Origin of the sequence: Streptomyces sp. NPDC057702 (genome assembly GCF_042799315.1) — a bacterium.
Taxonomy (GTDB): Bacteria; Actinomycetota; Actinomycetes; order Streptomycetales; family Streptomycetaceae; genus Streptomyces.
This window is the reverse complement of the sequence record NZ_JBHVJC010000004.1, coordinates 3692-21868: the sequence shown is the minus strand read 5'-3', so window position 1 is coordinate 21868 and position 18177 is coordinate 3692. Positions and strand designations below refer to the sequence as shown.

The 18177-nt window shown below is 71.3% G+C and carries 13 protein-coding genes; 10 read left to right on the top strand and 3 right to left on the bottom strand.

What is annotated here, in order from left to right; all coding sequences use genetic code 11:
• The first annotated feature begins 1244 nt into the window (after nt 1-1244).
• The 3 genes from ACFVFR_RS03670 to ACFVFR_RS03660 are packed head-to-tail and all read left to right on the top strand — an operon-like array spanning nt 1245 to nt 3246.
• Nucleotides 1245-2525 (top strand): S8 family serine peptidase, encoded by a 1281-nt coding sequence (locus ACFVFR_RS03670; protein WP_383697759.1) that lies wholly within the window; start codon nt 1245-1247, stop codon nt 2523-2525.
• Nucleotides 2526-2576: 51 nt separating this feature from the next.
• A complete protein-coding gene (locus ACFVFR_RS03665; RefSeq protein ID WP_383697756.1) occupies nt 2577-2918 on the top strand; it encodes a WXG100 family type VII secretion target in 342 nt (113 codons plus the stop codon).
• A gap of 40 nt (nt 2919-2958) precedes the next feature.
• Nucleotides 2959-3246 carry a WXG100 family type VII secretion target gene (locus ACFVFR_RS03660; protein ID WP_383697754.1) on the top strand — a complete coding sequence of 96 codons (288 nt, stop codon included), beginning with the start codon at nt 2959-2961 and terminating at the stop codon, nt 3244-3246.
• A gap of 374 nt (nt 3247-3620) precedes the next feature.
• On the opposite strand, the gene eccCa is transcribed toward ACFVFR_RS03660, so the two are convergent.
• On the bottom strand, nt 3621-7601 hold the full coding sequence (eccCa, locus tag ACFVFR_RS03655) for a type VII secretion protein EccCa (protein ID WP_383697753.1): 3981 nt from the start codon (nt 7599-7601) through the stop codon (nt 3621-3623).
• Nucleotides 7602-7776: 175 nt separating this feature from the next.
• On the opposite strand from eccCa, the gene eccD reads away from it, so the two are divergent.
• From eccD to ACFVFR_RS03625, 6 genes are all read left to right on the top strand, one after another.
• Entirely contained in the window at nt 7777-9246 is a 1470-nt protein-coding gene (eccD, locus tag ACFVFR_RS03650; protein ID WP_383697751.1) for a type VII secretion integral membrane protein EccD, read from the top strand.
• A gap of 476 nt (nt 9247-9722) precedes the next feature.
• Nucleotides 9723-10010 (top strand): 30S ribosomal protein S15, encoded by a 288-nt coding sequence (gene rpsO / locus ACFVFR_RS03645; protein ID WP_383697749.1) that lies wholly within the window; start codon nt 9723-9725, stop codon nt 10008-10010.
• A 684-nt stretch (nt 10011-10694) separates the two neighbouring features.
• Nucleotides 10695-12911 (top strand): polyribonucleotide nucleotidyltransferase, encoded by a 2217-nt coding sequence (locus ACFVFR_RS03640; protein ID WP_383697747.1) that lies wholly within the window; start codon nt 10695-10697, stop codon nt 12909-12911.
• Nucleotides 12911-14314: a M16 family metallopeptidase gene (locus tag ACFVFR_RS03635; protein ID WP_383697746.1), complete on the top strand. Its 1404-nt coding sequence runs from the start codon at nt 12911-12913 to the stop codon at nt 14312-14314. The genes ACFVFR_RS03640 and ACFVFR_RS03635 overlap by 1 nt, the downstream gene beginning before the upstream one ends.
• 352 nt (nt 14315-14666) lie before the next feature.
• A complete protein-coding gene (dapB, locus tag ACFVFR_RS03630; RefSeq protein ID WP_383697744.1) occupies nt 14667-15419 on the top strand; it encodes a 4-hydroxy-tetrahydrodipicolinate reductase in 753 nt (250 codons plus the stop codon).
• Between the two features lie 4 nt (nt 15420-15423).
• The gene (locus ACFVFR_RS03625) at nt 15424-15876 is read left to right on the top strand and encodes a hypothetical protein (RefSeq protein ID WP_383697742.1); all 453 of its coding nucleotides are present in this window, start codon (nt 15424-15426) and stop codon (nt 15874-15876) included.
• Between the two features lie 301 nt (nt 15877-16177).
• Here ACFVFR_RS03625 and ACFVFR_RS03620 read toward each other — a convergent pair whose 3' ends face one another.
• Nucleotides 16178-16726, bottom strand: a complete 549-nt coding sequence (locus ACFVFR_RS03620; protein WP_383697740.1) for a hypothetical protein — start codon at nt 16724-16726, stop codon at nt 16178-16180.
• Nucleotides 16727-16777: 51 nt separating this feature from the next.
• Nucleotides 16778-17020 carry a hypothetical protein gene (locus ACFVFR_RS03615; protein ID WP_383697738.1) on the bottom strand — a complete coding sequence of 81 codons (243 nt, stop codon included), beginning with the start codon at nt 17018-17020 and terminating at the stop codon, nt 16778-16780.
• Between the two features lie 297 nt (nt 17021-17317).
• On the opposite strand from ACFVFR_RS03615, the gene thyX reads away from it, so the two are divergent.
• Complete coding sequence (thyX, locus tag ACFVFR_RS03610; RefSeq protein ID WP_383697737.1) at nt 17318-18058, top strand: FAD-dependent thymidylate synthase; 741 nt, start codon at nt 17318-17320, stop codon at nt 18056-18058.
• The last annotated feature ends 119 nt before the right edge of the window (nt 18059-18177 follow it).

Here is an 18177-nt window from a genome sequence, read left to right as displayed (position 1 = left end):
AAGGCGGCGGTGCCCAAGCCCGTGGACACGGAGAAGGCGCACGGGGACCCCGACGCGGACAAGGCGGTCATCGCCGACGGTACGACCAAGCTTCAGCAGGCCATTCACCAGATGGAGCGGCTGTCCTCCTACTACAGGGCCGCGAAGGAGGATCTGGGCGCGGAGCGGGAGCCGGAGTTCAAGCCGTTGGATCTTGGTGCCGGAGTCGTTATCCCCGAGACGCCATATCAGGCCGACGTCGCTCCCGCCGCGCGGGCTCCGGGCGAGATGGCAGACGTTCAACCTCAGCCTCTTTCGACGGCTGGGGCAAGCGAATACGGAGGGTCGCGGGGATTCCAGGGGGCTGTGCCTGGGCCGGGACCGGGCGAACGCGTAGAGATGAGCCTCGACGGAACGGGAAGGCCTTCGCCTCTTACGAGCGACTCAACTGTGCCCTCGCCGAAACCTGACGAGCCTTCGAGGCTCCCGGGGCAATCGGTACCAACAGTGCCTGCCCGCGTGGTGCCCCCGACTGGCCTCCTCAGGCCAGTCCCCACTGTGGAGGGGCGAACGCCTTCGGCTCGTGCGCCATTCGATATTCCAAGCAGCCAATCGTGGCCGACTACTCAAGCCCAGCGCCGACAGGTGCCCGACCCGCCTGGCATCTCGGGCGGCCACCCTCGAGGCCTGACTCGCTTGCCGTACGGCCCGCGGCTGCCGCGCGGGCTGACTGTGGGGGAAGAATCTGTGCCATTCGCCCGAAGGGTGACGTCCGGCAGTTTCCCGCCCGCGGGTGGGGTGCCCCCGGCAGCTGGCAACTCCGGTGCGGCGCACCGGGCCTATGACGCCAGCGGACCGCGTTCGCCTCACTCGTCGCCTTCAACGTCAGCCAACTCCCCGCGAGGGAATGTTGCCGGTGAGGAGCGAAGTGGGGCGGCTAGAGGGCCACTCTCGGGGGCGGCGGGTGGTGTGCCGGCCGGACACGCGGAAGGCGCGAGAAGTTCGGGCAACGGGAGGAGAGGGCAGGGCCTAGCCAACGAGCCGGGAGGCACCGCTGCCGCTCGGCGTGCGGCCGTACCACGCAACACTGATTTCACGCCCGGCGGTACCGGCCTGGTTCGAGGCGCGACCGCGACTCCCGCGCGGCAGGTGTCTCGATCCGAGCAGAACGGCAGTGCAGAGGACTGGCCTCTGGGGCGCGATACGGTCCCCCCGGTGCTCGAGTAAGTTAACACTCTGCTGAACTAACTGGAGAATAAGCTCGCATGCCATATCTGCTGAACCGCTGGGGCGGGAGTTTATGTAGCATGCTCCTGCTTTTATGTGTGGGGTCGATATGGGTGGCCTCGCCCGCAGCCGCTGATGAATTTCAGGAGCGTCAATGGCATCTTAAGGCGATGGACGCCAAGGGGTTGTGGTCGGTGAGCACCGGAGAGGGGGTGACCGTCGCAGTCATCGACTCAGGTGTCGACCCGGTACCTGAACTTCGGGGACGCGTATCGCACGAGAGGAACTTCGCTGGCGATCCGCCGTCGGGAGGTGGTGAGGGGCGTAGCCATGGAACAGAAATGGCATCGTTAATCGCTGGAGTGGGAGGTTCGGGAGGCGTGCAGGGGCTTGCTCCGGGGAGCAGGATCATGTCTCTGCAGACGGGGCATGGCGAGGCAACGGTCGGTGGCTCGTCCGAAATCTGGGCGCAGGCCATTAGATATGCTGCGGACCACGGTGCGCGGATCATTAACTTCTCGCAGACAGTGAGGCCATTCGTGCCAGGCCCGAGAGATGAGCTCAACGGGCCGCTGAGGCAACTCAAAAGTGCTGTTGCCTATGCCAGAGAGAAGGGCCTCTTGGTCTTTGCGGGATCGGGAAACGATGGTGACACGAGCAATGCTCCTGGTTATCCGTCGACCTTTCCGGGGGCGATCGGCGTGGGGGCAGTTGATCGATCTGGCAAGGTAGCTAAGTTCTCTACCTACGGCCCTCAGGTAAAGCTGGCGGCCCCTGGCGTAGATATCCCAGGGAGATGCAAGAACGGTCAAGGGCTCTGCAGGCAAGGGGGCACCAGCCCCGCCACCGCACTCGCTTCCGCCTCTGCCGCTCTCATCTGGTCCAAGCACCCCACCTGGACGAACAACCAGGTGCTGCGGGTGATGATGCAGACCGCGAGCAAGCCGGAAGGCAAGGTGCCCAGTAAGTACATCGGGTACGGGATCATTCGTCCGGGGCAGGTGTTGATTGACGGCAAGGGTGATCCGGGTGATCCGGACGTCAACCCGTTGCTGCCTCACGAGAAGTCCCGGGAGAGCGGGAAGGGACAGGCGGAGTCGACGCGCCAGCCGGCCACCACGCCTTCCGGATCACCGGACGGCGCGGCCGGGGCGGATTCCGAAGACGCTCGGCGTGCCGCCGAAGGAGTCGCGGCCCGAGGACGGGGGGACGGGGACTCCAGCCTGCTGTGGCCGGCGCTCGGTGTGGTCGCCGGCGCCGTGACCCTCGGGGGAGCGGTTCTCTTCGCGCGGCGTCGCCATCCGCAGTCGAGCGTGTAGTGACCGACCACGACCATCAGCGAGAGCACGACCAACGGAGGGAAGCACGTAATGGCCGGAAACCTCAAAGTAACCGAGGCCGAACTCACGCAGCTGATCAATGACCTGGATCTGATGGAAGGTTCGCTGGAGAACAAGATCCGTTCGCTGAACAGCGTGGTGGACCGGATCGAGACCGGATGGAAGGGCTCGGCCGCGGGGGCGTACAACCAGCTTCAGAGTGGGGTCAACCTGCACGCCCGGAAGATTCGGGAACTGCTGGTGCTCATCGAGCAGGCGATGAAGATGAGCCGCGACGGATTCTCGCAGCAGGAGCTGGACCAACTGCAGAAGTTCAAGAACATGCAGGGCGGCGAGGGCGGCGGCCAGAGTCGCATTCTCGACATGGCCTGACGGAACAGAAGCCCCGCTGAACTGATCTGAAGGAGAGACGATGTCGCTTCTCGTCACGTACGAAACCGTCACCACGGCCGCCAACGACGTCCGTACGACCGCGAACACGCTGAAGACCGAGCTTGACGAGTTGCACCGGCGTGTGGAGCGGGTGGTCTCCACATGGGAGGGTGACGCGCGGACCGCCTTCCACGAGACCCAGACGCACTGGAACACCTCGGTCAACGAGCTCACCAGCACGCTGCACCAGATCGCGCGAGCCCTGGACGACGCGACGGACGGGTACCGCGCCACGGACAAGGCAGCCGCGGCCCAGTTCCGTATGTGAGTCCCGCGCACCACACGTCTCGGCCCAGCGGTTCACGAACCGCTGGGCCGAGACACGTAGTGGTCCCTGGTGACACAGAAACGGCGCGGGGCGGATCAGTCGACTGATCCGCCCCGCACCGTCGTACGTGGGGTCGCGCACGCGCCGCGCGCGGGAAGGCGACCCCAGCGCGTCCGCCACTTCCCCAGGACGACGCGACACCGCCGGTCGTGCCCCCGCCGCCGGCGACCCCGCCCGCCCCGCCCCCAAGGGGCCGTCACCTGAAGCCCGTTCGCCCCGGACCACCTGGTCTGGCCCCCGTACACGCCCTGTCCCGGGGCCTTTCACACCCCGGGGCGGCCCGTGCGCCGCCGGCACGCGCCGCGGGGGCCCCGTCACGTCTCCGGCAGCCAGCCCAGCTGCACCAGGGGCGTCCCACGGCGGCGGGAGACGAACACGCCCCGCCCCGGAGGCAGCGCCCGGGGGCGTACGTTCCCCAGGACCTCGCCCTCGCCCCGGTCACCCGACAGGACGACGCCCTGCGCCCCGAGCTCCTTGATCCGCTGCATGAAGGGCTCGAACGACGAGCGGGAGGCGCCCGCCGAGTTGCGGGCGATGACGAAGCGGATGCCGACGTCACGGGCGAAGGGCAGGTTCTCGGTGAGCACGGCCAGGGGGTTCCCGCTGCTGGTCGAGACCAGCTCGTAGTCGTCGACGAGGACGAAGAGCCGCGGGCCCGACCACCAACTGCGCTCCCGCAGCTGTCGCGGAGTGACGTCGGGCGTGGGCGCGCGCCGCTCCATCACCGTGTTGACGGCGTCCATGTGGGTCTGTAGCGCGGACGCGATCGGCGCGTACTCCAGCAGGTGGTCGGTGGGGATGGCCTCCAGGAGCGAGCGCCGGTAGTCGCCCACGACGATCTTCGCCTCGTCCGGTCCGTACCGCTCCGCGATCTGCTTCGCCATCAGGCGCAACAGCGCCGTCTTGCCCGACTCGCTCTCGCCGAAGACGAGGAAGAACGGGTCGGTCTCGAAGTCGACGTACACCGGCTCCAGGTTGGTCTCGTCGATGCCGATGGCGATGCCGCGCTGGGGGAACTCGAAACCCTTGGGCAGGCGGTCGGACGGGAGCCGGCGGGGGAGGAGGCGGACCGCGGGGGCGTGCGCGCCCGACCAGTGTGTGGTGGCCGCGCGGACCAGGGCCGCGGTGGCGTCCGAGAGGCCGTCCGGGTCGCTGGCCGCGTCCACACGCGGCTGCGCCGCCATGAAGTGCAGTTTCTCCGGCACCTGGCCACGGCCGGGGACGCCGGCCGGCACGTTGGCCGCGACCTTGCGGTCGAACTCGGAGTCCAGGGAGTCCCCGAGGCGCAGTTCCAGACGGCCCAGGAGCTGGTCCTTGAGGTTGGCCCGCAGTTCCATGTACCGCGACGCGGTAATCACGACGTGCACGCCGTACCCCAACCCGCGGGCCGCGATGTCCGTGACGATGCCCTCGAGCATCTCGTACTCCTGCTTGAACGACCCCCAGCCGTCGATCAGCAGGAACACGTCGCCCCACGGCTGGTCCGGAAGGTGCCCCGTGGCACGCTGGCGCCGGTAGGAGGCGATGCCGTCGATGCCGTGGGCACGGAAGTACTCCTCGCGGCGCGCGAGCACGCCGGCGACCTCGGCGACCGTACGCCGCACCCGCTCCGGGTCCAGGCGCGAGGCGATACCACCCACGTGCGGCAGGTCCGCGAGCGCCGCCATGCCGCCGCCACCGAAGTCGAGCCCGTAGAACTGCGCCTCCCACGGCGTGTGGGTGAGCGCGAACGCGGCGACCAGCGTGCGCAGCAGCGTGGACTTGCCCGACTGCGGGCCGCCGACCACCAGCATGTGTCCCGCGGCGCCGGAGAAGTCGCGGTAGAGAACCTCGCGGCGCTGCTCGAAGGGCTTGTCGATGAGGCCGAGCGGGACGACGAGGGCGCCGAGGCGCGGATAGTCGGCCGCGTGCAGCCCGCGCTCGGGGGAGGTGCCGAGCGGCGGCAGCACCTGGTCCAGGGACGGCGCGTCGTCCAACGGCGGCAGCCACACCTGGTGGGCCGGCTGCCCCTGGCCCTCCAGGCGCCGTGCGACGACGTCCAGCACCGTGTCGACGAGCGGGTCATCACCCGTGCGGGGTGCCGCCGGCGGCGTCTGGGGGGACGGGGCGCCGTACGCGATCGGCACGGGCGTCGCCGTGAACAGCGCGGGGCGCCGCTCGACGGGCAGCGGGCCGTCCGGGGAGGCCGTCACGCCGGTGCGGTACGCGCCGGAGACGTACGCCGCCTTGAAGCGCGTCATCTGCTCCGTGCCGAACTTCAGGTAGCCGGAGCCGGGGACGGACGGCAGGTGGTACGCGTCGGGCACCCCCAGCGCCGTGCGTGACTCGGCGGCCGAGAACGTGCGCAACCCGATCCGGTACGACAGGTAGGTGTCCAGACCGCGCAGCCGGCCCTCCTCCAGGCGCTGCGAGGCCAGCAGCAGGTGCACGCCCAGGGACCGGCCGATGCGGCCGATCTGGATGAACATGTCGATGAAGTCGGGCTTGGCGGACAGGAGTTCGCTGAACTCGTCGATGACCAGGACCAGCGAGGCCAGCGGCTCCAGCGCGGCACCGGCCGCGCGCGCCTTCTCGTAGTCGTGGAGGTTGGCGAAGTTGCCCGCGGAGCGGAGCAGCTCCTGGCGTCGCTGCAGCTCGCCACGGATCGAGTCCCCCATCCGGTCGACCAGGGTGAGGTCGTCCGCCAGATTGGTGATCACCGCCGAGACGTGTGGCATGCGGGACATGCCGGTGAAGGTGGCGCCGCCCTTGAAGTCGGCCAGGACGAAGTTCAGCGTCTCGGACGAGTGCGTCACCGCCAGCCCCAGCACCAGCGTGCGCAACAGCTCCGACTTGCCCGAACCGGTCGCCCCGACACACAGCCCGTGCGGCCCCATCCCCTCCTGCGCGGCCTCCTTCAGGTCCAGCATCACCGGCTGGCCGTCCTCGCCCACGCCGATCGGCACCCGCAGCCGCTCCGCCTGCGTACGCGGGCGCCAGGTGCGGGAGACGTCCACCGCCGCCGCGTCGCCGAGCCCCAGCAGGTCCGTGAAGTCCAGGTTGGCCAGCAGCGGCTCGTCATCGTCACCGCCGCCCATCCGCAGCGGCGCGAGCTGGCGTGCCAGGGCCTCCGCCGCCTGGGGCGACAGCGTGTCCGGCGTGCCCTCGTACCGCACGCCGACCCCGGAGTCCAGGCGCAGCCGGCCCGGCCACACCTCCACGGACAGGCCGCCGCGCGGCTCCTCCAGCTCGCCCGAGACCACCTCGACGACGGTGACGCCCTGCAGACCCTCGGGCGCCGCGAACACCGAGTCCGGCGGCACCATCCCGCCGTCCAGGACGATCACCAGGTGCGGCTGGTCCAACAGCGGCTGGCCCTCGCGGTGGAACCGGGGGCGCCCCTCCAGCCGCTCGGCGAGCAGCTCCTCCAACTCGCCGAGATCGTCACCGAACAGGCGCCTGGTGCCCGCGCCGTCCACCGTGCCGGGCGCCTGCGCGTGCGGCAGCCACTTCGCCCAGTCCCAGCGCGGCACCGCGCCCGGCGCCGCCACCACCGCGACCAGCAGGTCCTCCGGCGAGTGCAGCGCCACCAACTGCGCCACCAGCGCCCGCGCCAGGCCGTGCGCCGCGCGCGGCTCGCCCGAAACGGTCAGGTGGTAGAAGCGGCGCAGCGAGATGGCCATCGGCAGCCCGTCCAACGCCCCGTGCACGGCCACGAACCGCTGCATGGCGCCGGCCGACAGCGGCTCCAGCTCGTCGACGGGCGCCGTGTCGGGTGTCACCAGCGGCGTGGCCAGCTGCTGCGCACCCAGCCCGACCCGCACCTGCCCGAAGTCCGGATCGCTGATCCGCCGCTCCCAGACCCGACTCGCCACCTCGCCCGACGGGCGCGTGCCCCGCTCCGAGACCAGGGCCCACAACTGGTCGGGCGCGGGGTGCAGGTAGAACTGGGCGTCGCGCTGGGCCCGCGCCGTGCGCCGGATCTGGCGGCGGGTCTGCGCGAGGTACTTCAGGTAGTCCCGCCGCACGTCCGCCAGCTGGCCCTGCGTCCCCCTGCGGTAGCGCACGATCTGCGCGATCACCATGCCCACCGTGGAGACCAGCATCAGCGAACCCATGATCCGCATGAACGGCGGCGCGCCCGGCATGAAGAAGAACACCACCGACGACCCCATGCCGAGCATCGGCAGGAGCTGCATCAGCACGCCCTCCTGCTGCCCGCGCGGCAGCTCGGGCGGCGGTTCGAGCCGCACCTCGTCCGACGGCACCTCGGAAGGCAGCGCCCGCGACGGACGCTTGACGACGATCTGACTCACCGGTGCACCAACCCCCGTCATACGTCGGCGACTTCGGGAAAATCAGGACAGAAGCATCCTTGGCGCCGACCCCTCACCTCGTCTGCGTGATCCTACCGACACGCTCTGACATCAAGGTGGGTAGGGTGACCCGGCGCGCACGTGTCCAACGGACGTCAAACAGAGGGGCCTCCTGGTGAGTTCGACCGCAACGACCGGCTTTTGTCGCGTCACCGTCGTTGCTCCCGACAGTCGCGTCGACGTCGCCCTGCCCGACGACATCGCGGTCGCCGACGTCTATCCCGAGATCCTGCGACTGACCGGCCAGACGCAGCCCCCGGGCAGCCCCACGGGCTATCACCTGCTGCGCCGTGACGGCACCGTCCTCGACAGCGCCCGCACGCTCGCGGCGCAGCGCGTCCTGGACGGCGAACTGCTCAGTCTGCGTCCCTTCGCCGACTCGCTGCCGCCCACCGTCTTCGACGACGTGTCGGACGCCGTGGCGAGCGCCGTCACGCGCGACCGGCACCTGTGGCGCGAGGACATGCTGCGCGGCGCCGGTCTGGTCGGCGGCGTACTGCTGCTCGTGCTGATGAGCCTCGTGCTCTGGTACGCGGATCCCGAGCGCCATTCCACGCACGGTGTGCCCGGCGTCGTCGCCGGTGTCACCGGGGTGCTGCTGACGGCGCTGGCAGGGGTGCGGGCCCGGGTGTACGACGACCGGGCCTCCGCCGTCGCGCTGGGCCTGGGCGCCATGCCGCACCTGCTGGTCGCGGGTACCGGGATCATCGCGGCGGACGGCGGCGAGGGCCCGGGGCGGCTGCAGTTCCTCCTGGGCTGCGTCTGCGCGCTGGTGGCCTCCGTCGTGCTGGTGACGCTCACGCCCGACGGCGACGCGCCGTTCGTCGCCACGGCCTTCGCCGCGACCGTCGGCACGCTGGCCACGTTCTGCGCCATCCTGGCCGACGCGACCGCCACCGACGCCGCCGCGGTCTGCGCGCCGGTCGCTATCGGCACGCTGGCGTTCCTGCCGGGGCTCTCCACGCGCTTCGCGCGCCTGCCGATCGGCTACGCGTCGCCGTACAGCGCCACCAGCGTCGACTTCGACGCGGACCCCGACGCCCCGCCGTCACCCGACCCGGTCGACGCCGAGCGCGTCGCCGCCCAGGCGCGGCGCGGGCACGAGATGCTGCTCGGCCTGGTCGGCGGTTGCAGTGTGGTCGTCATCGGCGCGGCGGCGGTGCTGGGCTTCTCCGACTCGGTGTGGGGCCAGGTGCTCGCCCTGGCCGCCGGCCTGGCCATGCTGCTGCGGGCCCGGCTCTTCCGGTACACCTCGCAGGTCGCCTGCGTCCTGGTCGCCGGGATCGCCGCCGTCGGGCTGCTGGTGGTGGGCCTCGCGCTGCACGCCCCCGACCACCTCCGCCAGGAGCTGCTGGGCGGCGACCGGGGCGGCATGGACGTGCGCACCGTCTGGCTCGCGGGCGCCATCGCCGCCGGGGCGGCACTGGTGGTGGCGCTCGGACTGATCATCCCGAAGAAGGGGCTGACCCCCTTCTGGGGCCGCGTCTCGGACCTGGCGGAGGGGGCCCTCCTGCTCTCGCTGGTGCCGCTGTGTCTGGCCGTCCTCGACGTCTACGCGGAGGCCCGTGGCATGACCAGCGGATAGCCACCGCGCGCGTGGCCCCCGCCGGGGCGGGCCACCCGGGGGCGGGGCGGTGACCGGACGGGGCGCCCCCGCCCCCTCCCACTGGCCCCGCTGGGAGTGGCTCCGCCGCGTGCCCCGGCCCCGTCCGCCCCGTGCCCCGTGTCTCCGCCCCGTGCCCCGTCCACCCTCGCGCGCCCCGTGGAGCCGGCCTCTTCGCTCCGTACGGTCGACACCACCCGCGTACGGTCGACACCAGCCGCGCGGGCCCGCGCCCGGCCCCCGCCCGCCCCTACGGCGACGTCGAGCCGCCCCGGCGAGCCCGTGGTCAGCCCCGTCGCGGGTGGCTGGTACGCTGTGTGACGGCCGTGTGTGTACGCGTTTCCGGAGCATCTGGATACTGCGCCCAGCGGACCCCGCCTTCCGAGTCACGGAAGCTCTCCCGCGAATGAGACCGGGGGCACTCGGTGGCCAAATTGAGATTTCCTGAAGGAGTACGCGTGCCGCTCGACGCCGCAACGAAGAAGCAGATCATGTCCGAGTTCGCCACCAAGGAGGGTGACACCGGCTCCCCCGAGGTGCAGGTGGCCATGCTCTCGCGTCGCATCTCGGACCTGACCGAGCACCTCAAGACGCACAAGCACGACCACCACTCCCGTCGTGGCCTGCTGCTCCTGGTCGGCCAGCGTCGCCGCCTGCTGCAGTACCTGGCCAAGAAGGACATCACCCGCTTCCGTGCGCTCGTCGAGCGCCTCGGCATCCGCCGTGGTGCGGCGGGCGCCAAGTAACACGCCGTGGAGGGGCGGTTCCCACACCGGGGAGCCGCTCCTTTGCCGTACGGGCCCAGGCCCCGGCCCGCCGCCCGCGCCGCTCAGCGGCACGGTGCGCGGGAAGCGCGGGACCCCGTACGACGAACGGCCCGCGCCCGTGCGGCGCGCGGGCCCCACAGACCACCGGCCGGCCCGATCGCGTTCTCGCGTGAGATGCCTCTCGCCGTGTGAGCCGCACCACTGCTCGTCGCCCCGATCGGGTGACCGTCCCGCACGCCGCGACCGCACCGTCCGCCACACGGTTCACGGCCCGGCCGGCACGGACGTCACCCACCCCGGGAGGGCGGTGTACGAAGCGTCCGCGGACGTACCCGGCGCCCGACCGAAAGGGCGCCGCACCCGCGGTCCGCGCGGGACCCGTGCCGCACTCTGGCGGCACTCCGGACAGACGTCTTCGCCGTCGTGGCGGCGGCCGAAGGTTTGTAGTCTGGTCCCACAACGCCATAACGAACGAGGGGGAGCGCCCTCTTCCCGCCGAATCGAGGCCGCAGGCGCCGGTCCTCGGTAGTGGCTCCCGGAGCTGGCAACTCCGGTGGCTTCGATCGAAGACCGGCCCGGCCGCCGGACCCAGCGGCACCGAGCGCTCCTCCACCACCGTCCCCCGTCACACGGACGAGGGACGCAGACGAGGAGATTTTCCTGGTGGAGAACGAGACCCACTACGCCGAGGCCGTCATCGACAACGGCAGCTTCGGCACCCGTACCATCCGCTTCGAGACGGGCCGCCTGGCCCGTCAGGCCGCCGGCTCCGCCGTGGCCTACCTGGACGACGACACCATGGTGCTGTCGGCCACCACGGCCTCGAAGAACCCGAAGGACCAGCTCGACTTCTTCCCCCTGACGGTGGACGTCGAGGAGCGGATGTACGCGGCCGGCAAGATTCCCGGCTCCTTCTTCCGTCGCGAGGGCCGGCCCTCCGAGGACGCGATCCTCACCTGCCGCCTGATCGACCGCCCGCTGCGCCCCTCCTTCAAGAAGGGCCTGCGCAACGAGATCCAGATCGTCGAGACGATCATGGCGCTCAACCCCGACCACCTCTACGACGTGGTCGCCATCAACGCCGCCTCCTGCTCCACGCAGCTCGCGGGCCTGCCCTTCTCCGGCCCGATCGGCGGCACGCGGGTCGCGCTGATCAACGGCCAGTGGGTCGGCTTCCCGACCCACACCGAGCTGGAGAACGCCGTCTTCGACATGGTCGTGGCCGGTCGCGTCCTGGACGACGGCGACGTCGCGATCATGATGGTCGAGGCCGAGGCCACCGAGAAGACCATCCAGCTCGTCAAGGACGGCGCCGAGGCCCCCACCGAGGAGGTCGTGGCCGCCGGTCTCGAGGCCGCCAAGCCGTTCATCAAGGCGCTGTGCCAGGCGCAGTCCGACCTGGCCGCCAAGGCCGCGAAGCCGACCGGCGAGTTCCCGGTCTTCCTCGACTACCAGGACGACGTCCTGGAGGCGCTGTCCACGGCCGTGCGCACCGAGCTGGCCCAGGCGCTGACCATCGCCGGCAAGCAGGAGCGCGAGAGCGAGCTCGACCGCGTCAAGGCCGTCGCCGCCGAGAAGCTGCTGCCGCAGTTCGAGGGCCGCGAGAAGGAGATCTCCGCCGCGTACCGCTCGCTGACCAAGACCCTGGTCCGGGAGCGCGTCATCAAGGAGAAGAAGCGCATCGACGGCCGTGGCGTCACGGACATCCGTACGCTGGCCGCCGAGGTCGAGGCGATCCCGCGGGTGCACGGCTCGGCGCTGTTCGAGCGCGGCGAGACCCAGATCCTGGGTGTCACCACGCTGAACATGCTCCGCATGGAGCAGCAGCTCGACACGCTCTCGCCGGTCACGCGCAAGCGCTACATGCACAACTACAACTTCCCGCCGTACTCCACCGGTGAGACCGGCCGCGTGGGTTCGCCCAAGCGCCGCGAGATCGGCCACGGCGCGCTCGCCGAGCGCGCCCTGACGCCGGTGCTGCCCACGCGCGAGGAGTTCCCGTACGCGATCCGTCAGGTCTCCGAGGCGCTGGGCTCCAACGGCTCGACCTCGATGGGTTCGGTCTGCGCGTCCACGATGTCGATGCTCAACGCCGGTGTGCCGCTCAAGGCCCCCGTCGCCGGCATCGCCATGGGCCTGATCTCGCAGGAGATCGACGGCAAGACGCACTACGTCACCCTCACCGACATCCTCGGTGCGGAGGACGCGTTCGGTGACATGGACTTCAAGGTCGCGGGCACCAAGACCTTCGTCACCGCGCTCCAGCTCGACACCAAGCTCGACGGCATTCCCGCCTCGGTGCTGGCCGCCGCGCTCAAGCAGGCCCGGGACGCCCGGCTGCACATCCTCGACGTGATGAACGAGGCCATCGACGTTCCGGACGAGATGTCCCCGAACGCGCCGCGGATCATCACCGTCAAGATCCCGGTGGACAAGATCGGTGAGGTCATCGGCCCCAAGGGCAAGATGATCAACCAGATCCAGGAGGACACCGGCGCCGACATCACGATCGAGGACGACGGCACCATCTACATCGGTGCCGCCGACGGTCCGGCCGCCGAGGCCGCCCGCGCCACGATCAACGGCATCGCCAACCCGACCATGCCGGAGGTCGGCGAGCGCTACCTGGGCACGGTCGTCAAGACCACCACCTTCGGCGCGTTCGTCTCCCTGCTCCCGGGCAAGGACGGCCTGCTGCACATCTCGCAGATCCGCAAGCTCGCCGGTGGCAAGCGCGTGGAGAACGTCGAGGACGTGCTCGCGGTCGGCGCGAAGGTCCAGGTCGAGATCGCCGAGATCGACCAGCGCGGCAAGCTCTCCCTGATCCCCGTGATCGAGGGCGAGGACGGCGACGACCAGAAGGACGAAGCCGCCCAGTGATGCAGCTTTCCCCTTCGGGCGGATCGCACCGCGCGACGGCCCGCCCCTCCATCGAGGGGCGGGCCGTCGCCCGTACCCGGTCCACCACCAAGACGCTCCTCAAGGGCGAGAACGGCATCGGTACGGTGCGCCGCACGACCCTCCCCGGGGGGCTGCGCGTGGTCACCGAGACCCTGCCCTCCGTCCGGTCCGCCACCTTCGGCATCTGGGCACACGTCGGCTCCCGGGACGAGACGCCGGCGCTCGGCGGCGCCACGCACTACCTGGAGCACCTGCTCTTCAAGGGCACCCAGCGGCGCAGCGCGCTCGACATCTCGGCCGCCATCGACGCGGTCGGCGGCGAGATGAACGCGTTCACGGCCAAGGAGTACACGTGCTACTACGCGCGGGTGCTCGACTCGGACCTGCCGCTGGCCATCGACGTCGTGTGCGACATGCTGACCAGCTCGCTGATCGAACCCGGGGACGTGGACGCCGAGCGCGGCGTCATCCTCGAGGAGATCGCGATGACCGAGGACGACCCGGGCGACTGCGTACACGACCTGTTCGCGCAGACCATGTTCGGTGACACCCCGCTGGGGCGCCCCGTCCTGGGCACCGTGGACACGGTCAACGCGCTGACGGCCGACCGCGTCCGACGCTTCTACCGCAAGCACTACGACCCCACCCACCTGGTCGTCGCCGCCGCTGGCAACGTCGACCACGCCCGCGTCGTACGCCAGGTCCGGGCGGCCTTCGACCGGGCCGGGGCGCTGGAGCGGGAGGACGTGACACCGGTGGCGCCGCGCGGCGGCACCCGGTCGATCCGCACCGTCGGCCGCGTGGACCTGGTGGCCCGCAAGACGGAGCAGGCGCACATCGTGCTCGGCATGCCCGGCATCGCCCGCACCGACGACCGCCGCTGGGCGCTCGGCGTGCTGAACACGGCGCTCGGTGGCGGCATGAGCTCGCGCCTGTTCCAGGAGGTGCGGGAGAAGCGCGGACTGGCGTACAGCGTGTACTCCTACACCTCCGGCTTCGCCGACTGCGGGCTGTTCGGGGTGTACGCCGGCTGCCGCCCGAGCCAGGTGCACGACGTGCTGCGGATCTGTCGCGACGAACTCGACCAGGTCGCCGAGAAGGGCCTGAGCGACGAGGAGCTGCGGCGGGCCATCGGCCAGCTCTCCGGCTCCACGGTGCTGGGTCTGGAGGACACCGGCGCGCTGATGAACCGCATCGGCAAGAGCGAGCTGTGCTGGGGTGACCAGATGTCCGTCGACGAGATGCTCCAGCAGATCGCCGCCGTCACGCCCGACGACGTGCGGGAGATCGCCCGCACGGTGCTGGGCCAGCGCCCCTCGCTGTCGGTGATCGGCCCGCTGAAGGACAAGCAGGCCAGCCGGCTGGACGAGGCCGTCGCCTGACGCGTGCCCCCGTACGGCCCGAGCCACCTTGGCCGAGCCGTACGGGGCCGCGCCCCGTGGCCCCGTAGCCCGTGCGCGCGGCCCCGTGCCTCACGCGCGGGGCCGGGCCGGTCGCCCCCCGCGCCGACGGAGCCCCGCGCTCCGTACCGACGAGGCCGTCGCCCCGTGGCCCCGCACCCCCGTCCCGGCGGAGCTCTCGCCCCGTGCTCCGTGCGACGATGCCCCGGGCGAGGGCGCCCGGCCGCCGCCACCCGCGCGGCGTGCCCCGTCCGTGGCGCCCCGCGCGGGCGCCCGCCCTCACCACCCCAGCCAGCCCCGCCCCACCCGTGCGAGCGAAGGAAAGCCAGAGACGATGAGCAAGCTGCGCGTAGCCGTGATCGGAGCCGGGGGCCGCATCGGCTCCGAGGCCGTACGAGCGGTGCAGGCGGCCGACGACCTGGAACTCGTGGCCACCCTGCGACGGGGCGACCGGTTGGAGACGCTGACCGAGGCCGGCGCCCAGGTCGCGGTCGAGCTGACCCACCCGGACGCCGTCCTGGAGAACCTGGAGTTCTGCGTACGCAACGGCGTCCACGGCGTCGTCGGCACCACCGGCTGGACCGACGAGCGCCTGGCCCGGCTCGACACGTGGCTCACCGCGTCGCCCGAGACCGGGGTGCTCATCGCGCCGAACTTCTCCATCGGCGCCGTGCTCACGATGCGCTTCGCCCAGCAGGCGGCCCGCTTCTTCGAGTCGGTCGAGGTCATCGAGCTGCACCATCCGAACAAGGCCGACGCCCCGTCCGGCACCGCCACCCGCACCGCGCAGCTCATCGCGGCGGCCCGGCAGCGGGCGGGCAGCGGCCCGCAGCCCGACGCGACCAGCACCGCGTTGGACGGGGCGCGCGGGGCCGACGTGGACGGCGTGCCGGTGCACTCCGTACGGTTGCGGGGACTGCTCGCCCACCAGGAGGTCCTGCTGGGCGGCGCGGGGGAGACGTTGACCATCCGGCACGACTCCCTGCACCACAGCTCCTTCATGCCGGGCATCCTGCTGGGCGTGCGCCGTGTGGTGACGACTCCGGGCCTGACCTTCGGGCTGGAACACTTCCTGGATCTGGACTGAGAACGTGCGCGCAAAGATCACCTACTTCGGCCTCGCGGCGGTCCTGGTCGTCTACTTCGTCCTCGTCGGCAGCCGTGGCGTGCTGTTGATCCAGCAGGGCACGGCGCTGACCGTCGCGTTCGGCGTGGGCGTGCTCGTGCTGCCGTTCATCGGCGCCTGGTTCCTGTGGCAGAGCACGAAGTTCGCCCGCGCCGCCGGCCGGCTGGCCAGGACGCTGGAGGCGGAGGGGGCGCTGCCGGTCGACGAACTGGTGCGGACGCCCAGCGGTCGGATCGACCGGGACTCGGCGGACGCGATCTTCGAGCGGCGTCGTACGGAGGCGGAGGCCGCCCCGGACGACTGGCGCGTCTGGTTCCGACTGGCGGTCGCCTACCACGACGCCCGGGACACCCCGCGAGCCCGCAAGGCGATGCAGCGCGCCATCAACCTGCACGACGGCCAGCCGGTACGCGGCTGACGGCCCCGACAACCCCGCCCCGGTCGTCGGAGCTCACCACCGACGACCGGGACGCGGACTTCCGACGGGTGCGGGCACGGGGCCGGGCGCCTCAGCCCGGTACGGGACGCGTGGGAGCCCCACGGCGCGGGGCGCCGACGGGGCGCGGAGCCGACCGGGACCGGCGCGCGGCCGGCCGGGGCGCCGAAGCGTGGGGCAACGGAGCGTGAAGAGGGCGCGGAGCCGCGCCGCACCACCGCACGGCACGGGGGACGGGGCGACGCGAGGCTCCGCCCGCGCCCGGCCACCGTCGCGCCCGCCCTCACGCGTGCTCGGCCGCCCAGGCCTCGACCGCGTCGGCCGCCCGGTCGAAGGCGGGGCGACGGCCGAGGAAGTCGCTGTTGTGGTCGGTGACCAGGGCGCGCAGCGTGCTCCCGCGCTCCGTGCTGATCACCAGCGCCTGGCCCTGCACGGTGCGCGGCAGGCCGAGGAGCTTCACCGGCTGCTGTCGGGTGCGCACACTGGCCACCTGCGACCAGCGCAGCGTCGTGGTTCTCAGGAAGCTCACGTGGCGCAGCCCGTGCTGGCTCACCCACACCCCCACCCGCAACAGCCGCACCGCGCCAGCGATCACGATCGCGGCGATGCCCACGCAGGTCGCGGCGCCCGTGACCGAGCCCGCCACGGCGATCACCATGGCCGACAGCAGGACGAACGAGGCCAACAGCAGGAGCACGGCGGCCAGGCCGACGCGCCAGGGGCCCGGTCGGTAGGGACGACGCCACTGTTCGCGCCCCTCGTGTGGCAACGCCAGCGGCCCGGCCGCGGCCTCGTCGAACTCGCGGTCGGCGGTCAGAATGCTCAAAGGCACGGGCCCGTCCTCACTCACCAGCACATTCGGCTGTGCGGGGTGAGGCTACCGTTAGCGGCCGTCAGCCGCCTCGGAGCGTGGCACCTGATGGGTCGAGTGCGACTGCGTGTCCAGCGACGCCATCCCGAACAGCAGCGCGCCGACGAACCCCGCCGTGATGGTGAGCCCGATCAGTGCCCGGCCGGCTATCTGTCCCCGGGTGGACGGCTCCCTGGGCGGGGGCGTCACGTTGCTACGGAAGCTCTCGGCCTCCGCCACGAAGGCGAACGGCACGGACTCTCGCCGTCGGAACATGGATGCGCTCTCCTCGGGTCTCGGGCCGCGTGCGGTGCAGGCGGGGGCCGGCTGGAACGGTGGGGGGACAGTGCGGCACCGGAGCCGAGACGGCCCGGTGTACGGAGAACGTCGGAGTCGCTCCGTACGTGCCCGTTTTCGACTGCTTAGGTTAAAAATACCAACCGCGCCGCCGGACTCGACCATCGGGGTCCGTTTTGTCTGACAGGCCCCGCACGGGGCGTATGCGGCGAGCGTGCCCCGACGCGGCCCGTAAGCTGGGCGCCGCCCCGAGCGATGAGACTGGAAGGACCCTCCGTGACCGACACCGCCGCCGAGAGCGCCCCGGCGAGCTTCCGCAGTGACATGACCGTCGAGCTGGTCAAGCACAGCGCCGCCGACTCCGACGTGCTGTGGGCCGCCCGGGTCTCCACGGCGGGCGAGCAGTCCCTGGAGGAGCTGACCAAGGACCCCGAGCGTTCCCGGGGGCTGATCAACTACCTGATGCGGGACCGGCACGGCAGCCCCTTCGAGCACAACTCGATGACCTTCTTCATTAGCGCCCCGATCCTCGTCTTCCGCGAGTTCATGCGACACCGCGTCGGCTGGTCCTACAACGAGGAGTCCGGCCGCTACCGGGAGCTCCAGCCCGTCTTCTACGTCCCGGACGAGTCGCGCAAGCTCGTGCAGGAGGGCCGCCCCGGCAAGTACCGGTTCGTCGAGGGCACCCAGGCGCAGCACGAGCTGACCGGCAAGGTCATGACGGACGCGTACACCCACGCGTACGAGGCCTACCAGGAGATGCTGAACGCCGGCGTCGCCCGCGAGGTGGCCCGTGCCGTGCTGCCGGTCGGCCTCTACTCCTCGATGTACGCGACGTGCAACGCCCGCTCCCTGATGCACTTCCTCGGCCTGCGCACGCAGCACGAGGAGGCGAGCGTGCCGTCCTTCCCGCAGCGGGAGATCGAGATGGTGGGCGAGCTCATGGAGGCGCGGTGGGCCCGTCTGATGCCGCTCACCCACGCGGCGTTCAACGCGAACGGGCGCGTCGCTCCCTAGCTTCCGCCCCCGGTCGGGGGCGGGGCGGCCCCGCCCCCCCCCGCCCCCGTGACAAGAACCGGCCCCGATGCACGGGGCCGACCCCCCGCACGACCGGGCGCGCCACCCACCACCCCACC

Excerpts from the sequence above, each read along its gene's own strand:
- ACFVFR_RS03670 (WP_383697759.1), top strand. The coding sequence starts at position 1,245 with ATGCCATATCTGCTGAACCGCTGGGGCGGGAGTTTATGTAGCATGCTC.
- ACFVFR_RS03665 (WP_383697756.1), top strand. The coding sequence starts at position 2,577 with ATGGCCGGAAACCTCAAAGTAACCGAGGCCGAACTCACGCAGCTGATC.
- ACFVFR_RS03660 (WP_383697754.1), top strand. The coding sequence starts at position 2,959 with ATGTCGCTTCTCGTCACGTACGAAACCGTCACCACGGCCGCCAACGAC.
- ACFVFR_RS03635 (WP_383697746.1), top strand. The coding sequence starts at position 12,911 with ATGCAGCTTTCCCCTTCGGGCGGATCGCACCGCGCGACGGCCCGCCCC.
- dapB (WP_383697744.1), top strand. The coding sequence starts at position 14,667 with ATGAGCAAGCTGCGCGTAGCCGTGATCGGAGCCGGGGGCCGCATCGGC.
- ACFVFR_RS03615 (WP_383697738.1), bottom strand. The coding sequence starts at position 17,020 with ATGTTCCGACGGCGAGAGTCCGTGCCGTTCGCCTTCGTGGCGGAGGCC.